Raw genomic sequence first — 16,552 nt, forward strand, 5'->3', positions numbered from 1 at the left:
ATTCGGAACCATTACAGTTACTCAAAATATTTATTGACTTTAAATTAACTACAAAACTCTCGTATATATTTAATATTATGAACCTATTGTCAGAAAATGTCAATAGATGTCTGAAGATTTGATGTCCTATTCTTTACTCCTAACAGCATCCTAAAATCCCTGAATTCATCCATCTTTATCTGCGTTCATCTGCGTTCATCTGCGGTTAATACTTATTAAAATCTTATTTCCACTCACCAAGACTTTAAAAACCGTAAAATCAGTTAAACTAATTTTTCCATCTATTCATAAAAACCACAATCATCTCATGCAAGTGCAACTCAGTGGATCTAAAAATCCCCTCGCGTATCTACTATTAATTGCTCCTTTTTTCCTTTGGGGTACAGCAATGGTGGCCATGAAAGGCGTAATTCCTCACACCACACCCCTATTTATGGCTGGAGTCAGATTAATACCTGCGGGGGTGTTAATTCTCATGGTGGCTGCATTTATGGGTAAACCTCAACCTAAAAGTTGGTTAGGATGGTTGTGGATTATTATATTTGCTTTAGTTGATGGTACTTTATTTCAAGGCTTTTTAGCTGAAGGTTTAGTCAGAACCAATGCTGGTTTAGGTTCGGTAATGATAGACTCCCAACCCCTAGCAGTAGCCTTACTTTCCCTGTGGTTATTTCAAGAACATATTGGATTATGGGGATGGTTAGGGTTAGGTTTGGGAATCACAGGAATTAGTTTGATTGGTTTACCTCAAGAGTGGATTTTCCATCTTTTTGCATCAGGAATCACCATCTCTACAGATAATTGGCAACAGTTATTTGATAGTGGTGAGTGGTTAATGTTACTGGCAGCTTTATCAATGGCTGTGGGAACAGTGATGATTCGCTTTGTGTGCCGATATGTAGATCCAGTAACAGCTACAGGATGGCACATGATTATCGGTGGCTTGCCCTTGTGGGGAATTTCTTCAGTATTAGAATCTCAACAGTGGGAAAATCTTGTCCTATCGGACTGCTTGGCATTAAGTTATGCTACTGTATTTGGCAGTGCGATCGCCTATGGATTATTTTTCTACTTTGCCTCTAGTGGCAATCTCACCAGTTTAAGTTCTCTGACTTTTCTCACACCCGTTTTTGCTTTAATATTTGGTTATATTTTTCTCAATGAAGTCCTGACTACTATTCAATGGTTTGGGGTTTTTCTGACCTTAATCAGTATTTATTTAATTAACCAACGGGAAAATATCGGCGGAAATCAGAAACTTACTGTCACCGATACAAATACCACATCTACCCAGAATTTAACAACCGCCAGTAATTCTCTTGATGTCTAACATTCAAAATCTCAAATCTACCCTCCTACCCCCACCCCTCAAACCCGGTGATTTACTGCGCGTCATTGCCCCCAGTGGTGCATTACGAGAAGTTGAGGCTTTTAATCAAGGTGTGGAAATTTGGAAGTCGCACGGCTACCGCATCAAAATCAGCGATAACATAGATAATAGACATGGTTATCTAGCTGGTACAGATGCCCACCGTCGTCAGCAATTAGCCACAGCATGGCAAGATCCAGAATGTAAGGGTATTCTCTGCGCGAGAGGTGGTTTTGGTAGTAGCCGGATTTTAGAAGATTGGACTTGGCAAGAAAATACCATTACCCCTAAATGGTTAATCGGCTTTTCTGACATCACAGCCCTGCTTTGGAGTCTCTATAACGCCGGAATTGCCAGTGTACATGGTCCCGTCATGACTACCCTAGCCAATGAGCCAGAATGGTCAATCCAAAGGCTATTGGACATAGTAGAAGGTCGTCCCCTCGCACCTTTAAAAGGTTGTGGTTGGTGTGGTGGAACAAGTACGGGAATTTTGCTTCCTGGTAATCTGACAGTAGCAACCCATCTTTTAGGAACACCGATTTTACCCGACCTCGATGGTGTAATATTAGCCTGGGAAGATGTGACAGAAACACCTTATCGCATTGATAGGATGTTAACTCAGTGGCGTTTGAGCGGGGCTTTATCTAAAGTTCGTGGTATTGCTTTGGGAGGGTTTACTAAGTGTGAAGCCCCACCTAATATACCTAGTTTTACTGTAGAGGAAGTATTGCGCGATTGTTTGGGTGATTTGGGTATTCCCATAGTTTCCAATCTCCCCTTTGGTCATGATAGCCCCAATGCTGCTTTACCTGTGGGGGTAAAAGCAATATTAGATGCTGAACAAGGAATATTGCATTTTTCCCCATAGACATAGGCCTTTTTGTGATGGGGTGTTGGGTTGCGCTATCGCTTAACCCAACCTACAAATCAAGGCTTTTTCCAATTTGGACAAGGTATTGCTATGAGGTAATCAATTCTAATCTGTGTAGTTCCATTTCTTGTTGTTTAAGACAATGACAAAATATAAATAACTGTAAATCTGCTAGAACTTGATTAAAATCATGATGATTGTATAAACCTGTGTTATTATTAGCATTTCTGAGTATTGTCAACCAATTTGCTACTTCTTTCATGTACTCTATAGATGTATCAATTTCCTGGGGATTATAAGATCCTATTTGTCTATGTAATGCTAATTCTTTATCCGTGGGTTGAATACCTAAATCATTGATTTGATCAGTAACTATTTTACAGGTCAATTTTTCAACTAAATTTGCGGCTTTTAGACTTATACAATGAGAATGTACACGATATTTAATTAACACTTTGGGAAGATTCCAAACTTTGAATTTTTTTGATATTCTTACCCATAGATCATAGTCTTGAGCATTTGGATAATCTTTTCTATAAACCTCTCCATTTATCTCAACTGCGTTGATTGCACTTTTTCTCATCAAAACCGCTGAATGAGCAAAATAGTTATGGAATAACAACCGACAAGGAATTTTTTGATCGGGTTCTTCCTCATTCCATACTTCACCCGTCAAATTATCCTGATCATCCATTAATTCAACCCAAGATCCAACCATACCAAAATCTGGGTTATTTTCCATAAACTCAAATTGTTCTGCTAATCTTGATGGATAAGCATAATCATCACAATCTAAAACAGCAATGTATTCACCTGATGATTCTTGCAAACATTTATTTCTAGTTGTGGGTATCCCCAAATTAACATTGTTTTGAATTAATTTGATGCGTTTGTCTTTATAGGAATTAATGATTCTTACGCTGCTATCTGTTGAAGCATCATCTACAATGACAAATTCAAAATTCGTAAACGTTTGATTTAAAATACTTTTTATTGCTGTATCAAGATATTTCTCGCCATTATACACTGGCATGACAACTGTAATTTGAGGATTTAACTCTTGTTGAATAAGCTGATTTTGATTCATAATATTTAATGATTTTGAACAAATGGGTGATTTTTATAGTAATCCATAAATAACGTATAATATGCGAGTTATACCTAATTTCAGGGAACTTTTGTTCAACCTCAAAAAAATGCCTAGTATAAATTTTGACCCTAAACCGACAATCTCGATTATTTTATGTACCTACAATCGGGCAAAATACTTAAACGATTGCATAAATAGCGTCCTTCAACAAACTTTTCAGGATTTTGAATTAATTGTAGTGGATGATGGTAGCCAAGATCATACTTTTGAAATTGTCAATAGTTACTTACAAAAATTTAATAATATCCGTTATCTTAAACATCAAAATCGGAAAGCCGCTTACGCCAGAAATGCGGGTATTCAAGCATCTTTTGGTAACTATATCACGTTTATTGACAGTGACGATACCTATAAACCCCATCATCTAGAGTCGCGGCTGGAATTTATGCAAGCTAATCCAGAGATTGATTTGATTGAAGGTGGATGTGAAATTGAGGAGGAATTTTCTGTTCCTGATTATTTTCAACCTGATCAAACAATTAATATTAGAGAATGCGTTGTCGGTGCTACATTTTTTGGAAAAAGACCGATGTTTTTTGAATTAAAGGGATTTAATAATATTCCCTATGGCGAGGATGCAGATTTATGGGAGCGTGCCGAAAAAATCTTCAAAACTCACAAAATCAAAGAGCCGGAAACCTATATTTATACGAGAGTAGAAGATAGTACCACCAAGATTTTCCTAGATAAAATGTCCTCTTCTAATTAACCTATTTAGGGCTTGCTGAAAAAGTCTTTTCGTGAGGGCTAGGAGTCAGGAGTCACCGAGTCAGGAGTCAGGAGTCACCGAGTCAGGAGTCAGGAGTCAGGAGGAAGAATTAGAAGGAGAGAAGAATAGTCTCAAATTTCAGAAAGTGATAGGTTTTTAATGGTTTCAATCCTTATTCCTTGCATCTTAATCTATCTAGGTTTTCGGTTTATTCAGCAAGCCCTATTTAGATTTTATAATTTAGCAAAGAGCAATCGAAGCAAAATTATTAGTTCAGAGGGAACTCCGAAGCAACAGGGAACAGAAAAAACTCATGTTTAAAAACATGAAATTGAAATAATGACACTGTTTTTTTTCGGGCTACGCATCTTTTAACAACATCTTTTTTTAACTGAGCTTTAAACTGGTGAAACTTTAGTTTCTTATCTTTTCCCTATTCCCTTTTTTTGTAATTTTTAATTCCTATGGTGTTTCTGGAAATGTTTGCACTTTACTATCAGGATTGAGGATAACTCGTATTCTCAAGTTTTGCCCAGATTTATTAGTAGAAACAAAAGGTTTCCCAATTTGGGGAATGCCACTACTATCAATGTATTCTCTGGCAACTTTATTTAAGGGCAAAATCTTTTCAATTGTACCATCAATACCCAATGTTAAACTATATTCTAAGGCTTGAGAGAGACCAGTTGGTGGTTGCCAACGTTTGTTGAGATATTCTCTCGCTTCTGCTACTTGAGGTGTATCAAATAAAGTCTTATTATTAGTAACTTGTGTATCTGACGTAGTTTTAGTTGCAGTTCTTAATTTCCTAATTAAATTCTCTTTATTTTCCGCTGGAGATGGCTGATCTGGCGTAGCGATACCTACAGTATCCTGCGGTAATTCCGGAGTAAAAGGAGTGGGAATTATGTTAGGAAGATTACTAAAACTATTGTTGGGGATAGTGGCAACAGACTGAGATGGTGGGGAAATATTAGATGGCAAATTCTGAGATTTAGGGGTATTCATGCCTTTTTTAGCCAGAATACTTGAAGAATTTGGTATGGCTTTTGCTACTTTCGGGCTATCAAGAATTTGTCGAGGAATAGGATAGGAAGAAGTATTGGATGGTTTGGTTAATGACGGCTGAGATGTTGTGGTTGGTGTCCCAGGGATAGTTGTATTAGGAACGGAAAGCGGCGGTAAGGGCGTACTAAAGTTAGTAAGTGGTGGTATCAGTTGGGGTTGAGGCGTGATTAAAGGGAGTGGCGGCGTTGGTGTAGTGTCTTGTACAGAAGGTTCTATCGCCACTGGTTTGACGGACTCAGAACTATTTTTAGCTATTCTCTGCCGATTTTTCTGAATATTCTTGGCATATTGCCAGGTAAATGGTGTTAAACCGGCTGCTAATACCAAAACTGCGGCTATAGGGGCCCACTTAGGTAGATTCTGCCTGACAGTTTGACTACTAGTAGTTGGTAAAACAATGATATCAGATGTGTATTCATCTAAAGCTGTTGCTAAATCAAATAGTTGTAGTAAACTCAGTTGAATTACCTGTCCAGATGTCTGGTTAGCAAGATCACCAAAAAAGAGTTTGTGAGTTAAATTACTACTAGATTCTAAATAAACTTTTGTTTGGGGAATTTGAGTGTTAAAGGATCGTAAATTTTGGGTAGGAAAGGCAGACGGGGGAATATCGGGCGATTCTGGCGCTGCTGCTGATCCTGTATGGGGATAATCATTACCTGCTAAAGTGATACTAAAATCTTCGGCAGATTGTTGCAGCAGCTTTTGAACGTAAGTGGTAACAATATTACATAAAACTTCTAGCTGCTGGTGATCACCCTGAATGATAATTTTCTGTGCTTCTGGTAGTTGTGGATCATCAAATTGCAGACGAAAACTAGGATCATTAATAATAGTTTTGTCTGTCCACCGGGACAAAGGGGAGTTTTCCGCCCAGATTTCTAGTGTGCAAGTGGGGGGGGTATAGCGACGAATGACAGGATTTGATAGAGACATAACAACAATTTCAACGAAAAAAATAGGGAACTTTGGATTTTAGATTGGGAGTGAAAATCGCAAATCACAAATTATTTTGTGGAAAGGTCTATGAGTGCTAACCACAAACGACGGTGTCCACCGCCGGCACTATAAAAGAGTAAATTTATTAACAGTTTTAGGGCTAGGTGGGTAAGTATATCCCCAGGAGTGGCTTCTTCCTCTTCCATGCGTTCTTGGTAAGTATTACAAAAACTATCTATATAATCTCCCAATAACGCAGTTTGGTGAGGTTGTTGCTTATTTGCTGTCATCTGCTCTAATAAACCGACAGCCCGGCGAATTAATTCCTGGTGCTGCTTGGCGAGATAACAGATAATTAAAACTAGCGATCGCGCTTCTTCTACATCTAATTTTTTTCGTCCTCCTTGACTTTTGCGAAGGGGATTCGATTGCCGCAATCGCCACAGGGCTACCCGATCTGGTACTTTTGATTCTAAATCCAGACTAACTGCGGCTGATAGCATTGCCTCTGAACCAATACCAGTTAAGGTTTCTAGGGCTAATAGCACTAGATCTAACTGAGTTTTTATATTTTCCCATTGAATTGCATTCGAGGCTGGAAGTTGATTTAAATCCTCCCAAGCTGATTTTGGTATAGTGGAATTAGCGGTTGAGTGCATAACTTTTAGCATAGATGATTAAGCTGAAAGACGCTGGTGTTGTTACCTATTTGGAAACGAGATTTGTTAGTAGGGGCGAAGCATTTGGAAGATAAATTATCGGTCATTGCCAAAAATAGTTCTCCAAATGCTTCGCCCGTACAGTTGTTAGTTGTGCCTCTTGCCTCTTGCCTCTTGCCTCTTGCCTCTTGCCTCTTGCCTCTTGCCTCTTGCCTCTTGCCTCTTGCCTCTTGCCTCTTGCCTCTTGCCTGTTCCCTGTTCCCTTTAGATATGAGCAATAGTGACACCACTACCACCATCGGCTTGTGCTGCTGGTTCGTAATGGGTAATTCTGGGATGTTGTTGTAAGAAAGCGTGAACTCCTTGCTTTAGTTTGCCAGTACCGTGTCCATGAATAATCCACAGGGGTCCAGCGGCTTCAGAAATGGCTTTGTCTAAGATATATTCGCCATCAGCTACGCGTTTTCCGCGCAAATCTACAGTATTTTGAGAGGTGCGAATGGCTGGGGCTGGTGGTGGTGTAACTACGGCTGGGGCTGGTTTTGCTTTAACTATGGGTTCGGGTTTTTGTCCATCTAATGATTCTATATCTTGGAGTTGGACTGTCATTTTCATGATGCCAAAACGGATGGCGAAATTGCCGTCAGCATCAGGAATTGTTAAGACTTCGGCGGTTTGCCCTAATTTGGGAATTCGCACGCGATCGCCGACTTTGGGCATAAACCCAGGTTTAGGTTTAGGTGGCGGTGCAGGTTCATATTTTTGGGCAATTTGACTTAGGGATGCGGTGGCTTGTTGGGCATCTTGGCCGTTGGCTGTGCCTTTTTGCAAGCGGCGGATAACTTGGGCAATTTCACCTTTGGCTTGGGTAATTGCTTGTTGAACGGCAATTTCTTGGGAAGCCCGCAAATCTTTTTCTCTGGCTTCTAAAGCAGCAGCTTTGTCAGAAACTTCTTTATATAATCGTTCGGCTTGACGTAATAATTTTTGGGCTTCTGCGGCTTTGGTTTCTTGGTGGCGACGTTGGGCTTCTAAACCGGCAATGACTTGATTTACCTCGTCTGTGGCTTCTCCAACCTGAGTTTTAGCTGCTGCTACTACTTCTGGTTTTAACCCTAAACGCAAGGCAATACTCAAGGCGTTGGAACGTCCAGGAATCCCCCACAATAGCCGATAAGTGGGTGAAAGGGTGGTTTCGTTAAATTCTACGGAAGCATTTTCAAACTGAGGATTTTCATATTTTAAGGCTTTGAGTTCGCCAAAGTGGGTACTAGCCATTGTTAGCTGGGTATGATTGGCGAGATATTTGAGTAAAGCGATCGCTAATGCACTACCCTCAACCGGATCTGTGCCTGCACCAACTTCATCCAGTAATACGAGGGACTGGGGACTGGGGACTGGTAGTTTTATTTTTTCTTTTTCTTCCTCTTCCTCTTCCTTTCTCCTGACTTCTTCCTCTTCTTCTTTCTTTCTCCTGACTCCTGACTCCTGACTCCTGACTCCTTTCTCCGCCAATGCTTCTAATATTCGACTAATGCGGCGAATATGTCCTGAAAACGTGGATAAACTCTGTTGTAAAGATTGTTCATCGCCAATATCAGCTAAAACTTGCGAAAACCACGGCATTTCTACGGGTTCACGGGCAGGAACAAATAAACCCACTTTCGCCATGATAGCCGCTAATCCCAAGGTTTTTAAAGTTACCGTTTTTCCACCTGTATTTGGTCCGGTGATGGTGACTACCCGAATTTGGGGACTGATCAGCAAATCTACCGGAATGACGGGATTTCCTTGTTCGTGCTGCTGTTGCCATACTAATAACGGGTGGCGCAGATTTCGCAAGGTGATAATTTCATTGTCTTGACGATTGATAAAGCGCGGGGGGTTAGAACCTATCCACAGACTATAACGAGCTTTCGCAACTGCTAGATCTAAGGTGGTGACAATGGCTAATAACCTTTCTAAATCTGGGGTAACTGCGGCTACTTTCTCCGTCAAAGTCCGACGAATGGCTTCGGCTTCGGTTTGCTCTTTTCTGAAGATTTGCCGCAGTTGATTACCCAAGGGAACGACACTGCTAGGCTCTATATACAGGGTTGCGCCACTGGTGGAGGTGTCATGAACAATGCCGGGAATTGCGTCCTTTTGGGGGGCTTTGACGGGGATGACAAAGCGATCGCTTCTTTGGGTAATTAACTGTTCTTGAATTGCTCCCGATTTGGCTTGGATAATATTTTGGAGTTTTTGAGTAATTTGGCTGCGGATTTTCCGCAATTCTACCCGAATTTCCCCCATTTTCTGACTAGCGCGATCAGTTACTTCTCCCCGTTCATCAATACAACGGTGGATTTCCTGTTCTAATTCTGGGTACGTCCGTAATTGGGAAACTAAATCGTTTAAAACTGGGACATTTTCTTGATTATCAATGACACGGCGTAAATTTCTTGTCCCTGCCAGGGTGGTAGCGATCGCTAATAGTTCCTCTCCAGGTAAAATACTTTGAAGTATTGCCCGTTCTAGGGAATCACCGATATCTTGGATTCCTTCAAAGGATAATCCTGGATGTAAACGACTTTCCAGTTCGTAAACTTCTTTGGTTTGCGCTAATAACTGTTCACTTTCTACCTGGGTTTCAGGAATCGGCAAGTCACGCGCAACTATTGCCCCTAGCTTAGTTGCCGCAAAGGTGGAAAGGTGCTGGCACAAGCGAGGCCACTCTAGTAATTCTAAGGTTTCAGATTGAATCAAGGTTTCAACAACTAATCTGAAGTTATCGTAACAATTTTAGCCGCCATCAGACTAAATCTTCAAGGATAAAATTTTTAGGTTTTGTTGTCACAAAAACGGTGACGTTGGCTGAATGCTGCCATCTATCCTAGATAATTTTCTTTAATTGATTATATTTTCAAGTTAAAATCAAGGATTACAGCACCTTTGACACAGATCCAATTTACATAATGAACGCTACACAAGAACAACTAAAACTAAAATTAACACAGGCTTTAGTAGCTGCTTTTGGTACAGATTATACCAATACAGATCCAATTTTGGTTTCTGCCAGTAATCCTAAATTTGGTGATTATCAGGCTAATGTGGCTTTATCTTTAAGTAAAAAGTTAGGAAAGCAACCGAGAATTATTGCTGGGGAAATTGTCAGTAAACTAGATGTCTCTGATATTTGTGAACCTCCAGAAATCGCGGGTCCTGGTTTTATTAACCTCAAATTACAAACTTCTTATTTAGAAGCACAACTTAACGCGATTCAGATAGATGCTAGATTGGGAATACCCACAGCAACAAATCCACAAAAGCAAATTGTTGATTTTTCTAGTCCGAATATTGCTAAAGAAATGCACGTCGGCCATTTACGTTCGACTATTATTGGTGATTCCATTGCCAGGATTTTAGAATTTTGTGGTCATGATGTTTTACGCTTAAATCATGTTGGTGATTGGGGTACGCAATTTGGGATGTTAATTACTCATCTTTTTGATCGTTATCCCGATCTACAAGGTGCTACATTTATAGAAACTTCTCTTGGCAACTCTTTAGAGGGTGATATAAATATAGGGGACTTGGTTGAATTCTATAGAGAAGCTAAGAAGAAATTTGATAACAATGAGGAGTTTCAAAAAAGATCCCGTGAAGCAGTAGTAAGGTTACAATCTAGGGATTCATCAGATTTCCTAACAACATGGACAAAAGCTGCATGGTTTGCTATTTGTAAAGCTTCTCGAAAAGAATTTCAAATCATTTATGATTTACTGAATATCAAATTAATAGAAAGAGGTGAATCTTTTTATAATCCACTATTACCAAAAGTTGTGGAAAATTTAGCAACAACGGGATTATTAGAATCAAGTCAAGGGGCAAAATGTGTTTTCTTAGATGGTTTTACAAATAGGGAAGGTAATCCTTTACCTTTAATTGTCCAAAAAACTGACGGTGGTTATAACTATGCAACCACAGATTTAGCAGCTTTAGGTTATCGCATTCAAGAAGATAAAGCCAAGCGGATTGTTTATGTGACAGACGAAGGACAATCTAACCACTTTGCCCAATTTTTCCAAGTAGCAAGAAAAGCAAATTGGATTCCTGAAGATGTGGAATTAGTTCATGTTCCTTTTGGGTTAGTCTTAGGTGAAGATGGCAAAAAATTCAAAACTCGTTCTGGGGATACTGTGCGGTTACGAGATTTGTTAGATGAAGCTATTAACCGCGCTCGTGCAGACATAGAAAATAGATTACAAGAAGATGAACGCACAGAACCAGAAGAATTTATGCAAAATGTCGCGGAAGTTGTGGGAATTAGTGCGGTTAAATATGCAGATTTAAGCCAAAATCGCACCAGTAGTTATGTCTTTAGTTATGACAAAATGTTATCTCTCAAAGGCAATACAGCCCCTTATCTTCTCTATGCTTATGTGAGAATTCAAGGAATTAGTCGTCAAGGGAATATTGATTTTACCAACTTAGGAATAAATCGCCAAATCTTACTAAAAGAAGATGCAGAATTAACTTTAGCTAAACATCTTCTACAACTTGATGAAGTAATTAAGGAAGTAGAACAGGATTTATTACCAAATCGTTTGTGTGATTATTTGTATCAACTCAGCGATAAGTTTAATAAGTTCTATGAAAATTGCCCTGTTCTCAAATCAGAAGAACCTGCTAGAACTTCGCGGTTAATGTTATGTGATTTAACTGCAAAAACTCTCAAGTTGGGATTATCTTTGTTGGGAATTAAGGTTTTAGAAAGGATGTAATATTAAGTCCTGACGATTATAAATCTCGGCTACACAGACAAAACCCACTTGAATCATGAAACTCTTGTAGTGCGGGCATCTTGCCCGCTACATAAGTACCTCATTAGAGCGAAATCTGCTGTAAGCATCGTCATACATATCATCAGCCAAAAAAACCAACTCCATAACCAGCAATTATGTCATCACGAAACCTCTACCTTTTCCAAATCTACACCCTGTTCTTGATCTAATTCTGGTAAGTTTTTACCCAAAATCAGAACAGATACCATCATTAATAAACTCGTCACCATAATCACACTGATCACATTCGGATCATCAAAATTACTCGTACCTATTAACAATGCTGCGGCAAAATTGCGTTGTGCAGTTCCTACTCCTAGAACTCTTTGAGTATCAATACCAGGACCACCCAAAAGATAACCCACAGTAAAAGAAAAGATAATAAAAATAGCACAAACAAAGATCACACCATTTGTCAATAAAATAATAATGGTTCTACCGTTCCCCTTATGATCAAACATCCTTTTAATATATCCAAAACCATTGGTGTACATGGGTTTAATCTAAATCAAATCCAATCGGTGTAGGGGTTTCAGGGATATTTTACCGAAAATATCATAAAGGGAGCGGTAGAGCCATAATAATTTCATGGAAATGTACAATCAACCTCACTCCTAAACCTAAAAGCAATCCAAAATTAGATATCTTGAAGATAATAGTCTGCAAACCAAGAGCTATATCTTCCGATTTATTCTTAATTAATAACCCAATTACCAAAGGTATGATCATCATCACTATTAAAGGTTTAGCAATATCCCAAGAATTGACTTCTACACCTTCTAAAACTAATGGTAATACAATCGGCATATAAGAAACAGTACCGAACATTAACATCATCATCAACCCTGTAGCAAAAGCTAAATCCCCCTTAACTATTTGGGCAAGTTTAGGTAAAGCTGGCGGACCAGATGCTAATGCCATAATGATAAAACCATCTTTCACAGGTTCATTAACAGGTATTACTTGCAGCAGCAAATATACAAAAAGTGGCACTAAAACAAAATTTGTTAATAGCGACAAAACAACCAAACGAATATTACGAAGAGGTTGCCAAATCTGTTTAACAGTTAACTTTAAACCTGTAGGAAAAATAGAGACAGCACCCGCAAAATTGAATGTAACATAAAATAACCTTGTATAAAAAATCTACAACTTTGCGCCTTTGCTTCTTTGCGCCTTTGCGCGAAACTTAATCTTTGAACGAACCACGAAGGAGCTAATGGTATCTGCTAATGCTGGTGAATTGGTAAATAGTGATATGAGTGCAACTACCTGAATCAGCAGTAATATTAGAAACCGCATTTTACGCCGTTGGGACTGTTAAACCAAGAATTTTAGCAAATCTCTCTACATAGAATTCTGTAGGATTAGCAACTTGTTGAATGGATTCACGTTGGCGCAAATTTTCCCACCATTGCTGCAATTTGGGTGTTTCTGTTGGCAGTGTAAAATTACGGAACTTTTCTAAAACTGTATATTTCTACATCTCCGTGCTTAATCGCTGGAACTTTACCGTAACGAGAAACTTGGGTAAAAGCTTCTGATTTGTTCTGTAAATCAATTTCAATGGGTGTAAAATCAATTCCTTTTTCCAGTAATACCACACGAGTTCTTTGGGAGAAAGTAGAACCTTTAGTGTAATAAAGTTGAATGTTACTCATAAAATACTTTCCTTTCCTTGATTAGGATTTGTTTGAATTTTTAGTTAATTGCAAAAATCGCAAGTTGAATGACAGCCAAAGATAGAAGTGAAGCAATTTCACTCCTACGATTTACATTTTTGACTGGTAAACTACCAGGGCTTTAAATTAACTACGGTTTGTTGGTCGGATTAGCGTACTATATTAGAAGTATTCCATAGTTTTTACTAAAAAACAAGTCTTTTAGCAAACATTCTTCTCCAAACGTAGAGCCAAAATGCCCAACAATTTAAGAGGGTGTTTGAAAAGTCGGTGAGTGAGTAAAAAAGCTCTCCCAGTGTAAGTTGTGAATAGAAAGAACACAGCACAAAAGAGAGTAACATGAGTAAAGCATACCCTACCACTTGACTCACGCCCAATATGAATTAATAAAAATGGTCGTAAAAAAGGGAAACAGAACTATATTTGTGTAAGTTTCTGCTTTTCTTGCAAGTTCAGTCCCTTTAGGGCTGAGTTACTGACTGTGACAGATGGGTAAATCCAGAAATTATTCCTCGACAATTTCCACTTCCCTTGGTTCTGCTGGTGCTTCAGCAGAAGTATTGGCTTCGGGACTGAGGTGATTTTTCAGTTTGAGTTTTAGGTCGTCTGAAATAGGCAAATCTTTAATTTCTTTGAGCAGAAATCTGACTGATTCGGTTTTGCTACGTTCTGTATATATAGCCTTGAGAATAGCTTCAATTCCATAGCCTGCTACAGTATCCCCTACAACTGTTGTCAGACCAAGCAGACCTATACCTCCGAGGATACCAAACGGTCCTCCCACAGATGTGAGGGTAGCAACAATAGCAGCATTACTACCTGCTGATGAAACTGCTAAAACCACGAGAATTATGCCAGGAAGACCCAGACCAGCCAATTTTTTAACGATTTCGTCCATTGTAATTACCTAAAATTGTGATACTTTTGCTGACAATCTTATCAATCTGTGATTTCAATTAATAACCGTTCGGCTGACGCACCCTAAATATGGGATATTTTTTATTTTGGAAGTCCCTAGCTTGACAAGATACTACACAATTCATCGATTTCTTGATTTTTTTCTTGAATCAGTATATTCGCTAAAGTTTGTAATTGGCGCAGATTTTCTGGTTTGGCATTATCGATATCTTCGAGTTCACTTTTTAAGAATGGTTGAAACCGATAATAAGAAGTTTTATGACATTTATTAGTAGCCTCAAACAACCGTTCTAATTCTCCAGCTACTACTTCACTCCCGCCGTCAAGCACCATATTTAACAGCGGCTTTGTCCATTGCAATAGTCCCCAATTTTTCACTTGGTCATAAGGGTAGACACTGGTCAGGGAACCGGTACCCAAGGATACTACCAAGATATCCTCTATATTCAGGGCTTGTTGATTTTCTTGCCTACTAATTTGCGCCTCTAAAATAGCCAAATTAGCGGGATTATTCGCAACTAATCCCCCATCCACTAATGTATAGAAGCCGTTGGTATTATGGGAACTGGAAACACGATAGGGAGCAAAATAAGTCGGAGTTGCACTAGTTGCCAATGCTGCATCTGTGAGCGTAAAACCTAGGCATAACTTGCGAAACTTTTTCGATTTAGTCTGTTGTTTTTCGAGCTTATTAGTAAAGAATATGGGAATTCGCTGCTCGATATCGTAGCTCGTTACGAAAACTTCTTTGAGATTATTTTCTAAAGGGCTGTCGCCAAAATATTGCTTGATAATTTCTTCTCTCCCCTCTGAAGAATATTTTGGTTGAACGAATATATCCTCTATCTGTCCGAGTAATTGTTCCCAGAATGGCTCGTAAAATATCTCAGCCCCATATTCCAAATATATTTGCAGAAGTTCTTCAGCACTGTATTGGGCGACGGGTGGGCTATCAGATCCTGCTAAATCTAATCGCGGTTTAGTTAGTCCGAGTGCGAGAATTCCTCCGCTGGAACTACCTGCAATTAAATCGAACAAACTAAAAATCTGTTTTTGTGTCCGCTTTTCAATTTCAGTCAAGATGATTGCGGGGATAATACCCCGAATACCACCGCCATCAATAGCAAGTATTTTATATTTGGGATTTGCTGTATTATTCATAGTTTGTTTCGATTCCTCTTTAGAGGGTGTTTGCGCTTGTTCCTGTTGTTGAATATTGTCTGGGATTGGGTATTCGGTAGTTTGGGCGATTTCGGCTATCTCTGCAGGTGAACTACTTGGTCTGTGTCCCTCGCTGGATGATTGTGCGATCGCAAATAGAACTTGTGCTAAATTCCAACTGGGATTACCATACAAGGTTCCATTATGGGTATTTCCACTTTGGTCTTGGACAGTTGTTCCTTCTCCTTCGTTTAATCTCCAGTAGGCTACTAATCCTGGTTCATTTCCAACTAGAGGACTAGAGCGATGCGTTTGGATTTGGTCTTGAGTACAGGGATAATTCCAGACGCTAATATTTGCCAACTGTCCTGTAAAGTATACATTATTGTGTAAAGTCGCCCCCATGGTTATAGGACTAGTTGCTTTGTTCAAAGAAGAACCTGTCAAAGACCCAGTATATTCATGGTCATCAAGATATATAGTCAGTTGACCGCCATTAAAAACAATGGCAAAGAAGTGCCATTGTCCGATGGTTAATTCTCCATTGCCAAAGGTTTTAATAACATTGTCAATATTTTCATCAATGTATACATCTAAATTACCTTCTTCACTGATGCCAAATTCAAAATTATCACTGTATCGGTCTGAAGAACGGGCAAAAAATACATTGTGTGACCCGTATGTAGTTGCTTTATTGGTGAGTTGATGCGGATTCACCCATCCGGAAATCGTAAAGGCTGAACTCCCCTGAGCAAACACACCACCAATATCATTTTTGCCAAAATTTATGTAGTCATCTTGACCATCAAATGTCAGAACTGATTGGGTATTTACTTGATTTGTCACAACATTTTCATCTCCAAATAATATAATTTGTAATTAATCAACGAACTATATACATAATTTATTTTTATCTATCAGGCAATATAGCTTGTTGGTAAATATATTGACTGTTGCTGCAATACTCACACTACAAGTGTCGTAGTTTCTAAATGCTGACTGATCATTCTTTCCTATAAGACTTGTACACTGATCCCTATGCTATGGTAGTTTTGTGCCAAAATCCCATAGGAGTCCCATATATTTTTAACTCCAACGCACTTAACCTAAGTAAGTCGGCGCAAAGAAATCAAACTATGTAAAGATAAGTAAATACGGAAAATCAATCTACTGAGGTGATTAAAATATGGGCGCTCG

Annotated in this window: 14 protein-coding genes and 1 pseudogene; 6 read left to right on the forward strand and 9 right to left on the reverse strand. The window is 39.0% G+C overall.

All coding sequences use genetic code 11. The features are described 5' to 3' along the window. Positions 1–307: 307 nt before the first annotated feature. On the forward strand, positions 308–1,330 hold the full coding sequence (locus tag AN490_RS13785) for a DMT family transporter (RefSeq protein ID WP_300004232.1): 1,023 nt from the start codon (positions 308–310) through the stop codon (positions 1,328–1,330). Continuing rightward, entirely contained in the window at positions 1,323–2,240 is a 918-nt protein-coding gene (locus AN490_RS13790; protein WP_300004235.1) for an LD-carboxypeptidase, read from the forward strand. The genes AN490_RS13785 and AN490_RS13790 overlap by 8 nt, the downstream gene beginning before the upstream one ends. Before the next feature lie 91 nt (positions 2,241–2,331). Here AN490_RS13790 and AN490_RS13795 read toward each other — a convergent pair whose 3' ends face one another. Further along, complete coding sequence (locus AN490_RS13795; protein ID WP_300004237.1) at positions 2,332–3,330, reverse strand: glycosyltransferase; 999 nt, start codon at positions 3,328–3,330, stop codon at positions 2,332–2,334. Between the two features lie 109 nt (positions 3,331–3,439). On the opposite strand from AN490_RS13795, the gene AN490_RS13800 reads away from it, so the two are divergent. Both AN490_RS13800 and AN490_RS13805 read left to right on the forward strand, forming a co-directional pair. Continuing rightward, positions 3,440–4,102, forward strand: coding sequence for a glycosyltransferase family A protein (locus AN490_RS13800; protein ID WP_041457867.1), 663 nt, complete (start codon positions 3,440–3,442; stop codon positions 4,100–4,102). A 31-nt stretch (positions 4,103–4,133) separates the two neighbouring features. Then, positions 4,134–4,262, forward strand: a complete 129-nt coding sequence (locus tag AN490_RS13805) for a hypothetical protein (RefSeq protein ID WP_300004241.1) — start codon at positions 4,134–4,136, stop codon at positions 4,260–4,262. Positions 4,263–4,564: 302 nt separating this feature from the next. Here AN490_RS13805 and AN490_RS13810 read toward each other — a convergent pair whose 3' ends face one another. Both AN490_RS13810 and AN490_RS13815 read right to left on the reverse strand, forming a co-directional pair. After that, positions 4,565–6,106, reverse strand: a complete 1,542-nt coding sequence (locus AN490_RS13810) for a DUF4335 domain-containing protein (protein WP_300004244.1) — start codon at positions 6,104–6,106, stop codon at positions 4,565–4,567. A 71-nt stretch (positions 6,107–6,177) separates the two neighbouring features. After that, the gene (locus AN490_RS13815) at positions 6,178–6,780 is read right to left on the reverse strand and encodes a DUF3038 domain-containing protein (protein WP_300004247.1); all 603 of its coding nucleotides are present in this window, start codon (positions 6,778–6,780) and stop codon (positions 6,178–6,180) included. A gap of 24 nt (positions 6,781–6,804) precedes the next feature. Here AN490_RS13815 and AN490_RS13820 point away from each other — a divergent pair, with 24 nt between their 5' ends. Next, positions 6,805–7,116, forward strand: a complete 312-nt coding sequence (locus AN490_RS13820; RefSeq protein ID WP_300004250.1) for a hypothetical protein — start codon at positions 6,805–6,807, stop codon at positions 7,114–7,116. Here the strand turns inward: AN490_RS13820 and AN490_RS13825 are convergent. Beyond that, positions 7,033–9,516, reverse strand: coding sequence for an endonuclease MutS2 (locus AN490_RS13825; RefSeq protein ID WP_300004253.1), 2,484 nt, complete (start codon positions 9,514–9,516; stop codon positions 7,033–7,035). The genes AN490_RS13820 and AN490_RS13825 overlap by 84 nt on opposite strands. A gap of 209 nt (positions 9,517–9,725) precedes the next feature. Between AN490_RS13825 and argS the strand changes: the two genes are divergently transcribed. Continuing rightward, positions 9,726–11,534 (forward strand): arginine--tRNA ligase, encoded by a 1,809-nt coding sequence (gene argS / locus AN490_RS13830; RefSeq protein WP_300004256.1) that lies wholly within the window; start codon positions 9,726–9,728, stop codon positions 11,532–11,534. Positions 11,535–11,716: 182 nt separating this feature from the next. Here the strand turns inward: argS and AN490_RS13835 are convergent, their stop codons facing one another. From AN490_RS13835 to AN490_RS13855, 5 genes and pseudogenes are all read right to left on the reverse strand, one after another. Continuing rightward, positions 11,717–12,088 (reverse strand): hypothetical protein, encoded by a 372-nt coding sequence (locus tag AN490_RS13835; protein ID WP_300004260.1) that lies wholly within the window; start codon positions 12,086–12,088, stop codon positions 11,717–11,719. 61 nt (positions 12,089–12,149) lie between these two features. After that, on the reverse strand, positions 12,150–12,740 hold the full coding sequence (locus AN490_RS13840) for a bile acid:sodium symporter (RefSeq protein ID WP_366925041.1): 591 nt from the start codon (positions 12,738–12,740) through the stop codon (positions 12,150–12,152). 157 nt (positions 12,741–12,897) lie between these two features. Beyond that, positions 12,898–13,255 (reverse strand): annotated as a pseudogene (locus AN490_RS13845) (glutathione S-transferase family protein). A 526-nt stretch (positions 13,256–13,781) separates the two neighbouring features. Continuing rightward, entirely contained in the window at positions 13,782–14,174 is a 393-nt protein-coding gene (locus AN490_RS13850) for a hypothetical protein (protein WP_148765143.1), read from the reverse strand. Positions 14,175–14,290: 116 nt separating this feature from the next. Continuing rightward, positions 14,291–16,201 (reverse strand): patatin-like phospholipase family protein, encoded by a 1,911-nt coding sequence (locus AN490_RS13855; RefSeq protein ID WP_300004265.1) that lies wholly within the window; start codon positions 16,199–16,201, stop codon positions 14,291–14,293. Positions 16,202–16,552: the final 351 nt, after the last annotated feature.

The sequence above is a fragment of the Anabaena sp. AL09 genome (genome assembly GCF_001672255.1).
Lineage (GTDB): Bacteria > Cyanobacteriota > Cyanobacteriia > Cyanobacteriales > Nostocaceae > Dolichospermum > Dolichospermum lemmermannii.

Bases quoted from the DNA above. Each gene is read 5' to 3' on its own strand.
- AN490_RS13800 (WP_041457867.1), top strand. From the start codon at position 3,440: ATGCCTAGTATAAATTTTGACCCTAAACCGACAATCTCGATTATTTTA.
- AN490_RS13815 (WP_300004247.1), bottom strand. From the start codon at position 6,780: ATGCTAAAAGTTATGCACTCAACCGCTAATTCCACTATACCAAAATCA.
- AN490_RS13850 (WP_148765143.1), bottom strand. From the start codon at position 14,174: ATGGACGAAATCGTTAAAAAATTGGCTGGTCTGGGTCTTCCTGGCATA.
- AN490_RS13835 (WP_300004260.1), bottom strand. From the start codon at position 12,088: ATGTACACCAATGGTTTTGGATATATTAAAAGGATGTTTGATCATAAG.
- AN490_RS13795 (WP_300004237.1), bottom strand. From the start codon at position 3,330: ATGAATCAAAATCAGCTTATTCAACAAGAGTTAAATCCTCAAATTACA.
- argS (WP_300004256.1), top strand. From the start codon at position 9,726: ATGAACGCTACACAAGAACAACTAAAACTAAAATTAACACAGGCTTTA.
- AN490_RS13785 (WP_300004232.1), top strand. From the start codon at position 308: ATGCAAGTGCAACTCAGTGGATCTAAAAATCCCCTCGCGTATCTACTA.
- AN490_RS13810 (WP_300004244.1), bottom strand. From the start codon at position 6,106: ATGTCTCTATCAAATCCTGTCATTCGTCGCTATACCCCCCCCACTTGC.
- AN490_RS13790 (WP_300004235.1), top strand. From the start codon at position 1,323: ATGTCTAACATTCAAAATCTCAAATCTACCCTCCTACCCCCACCCCTC.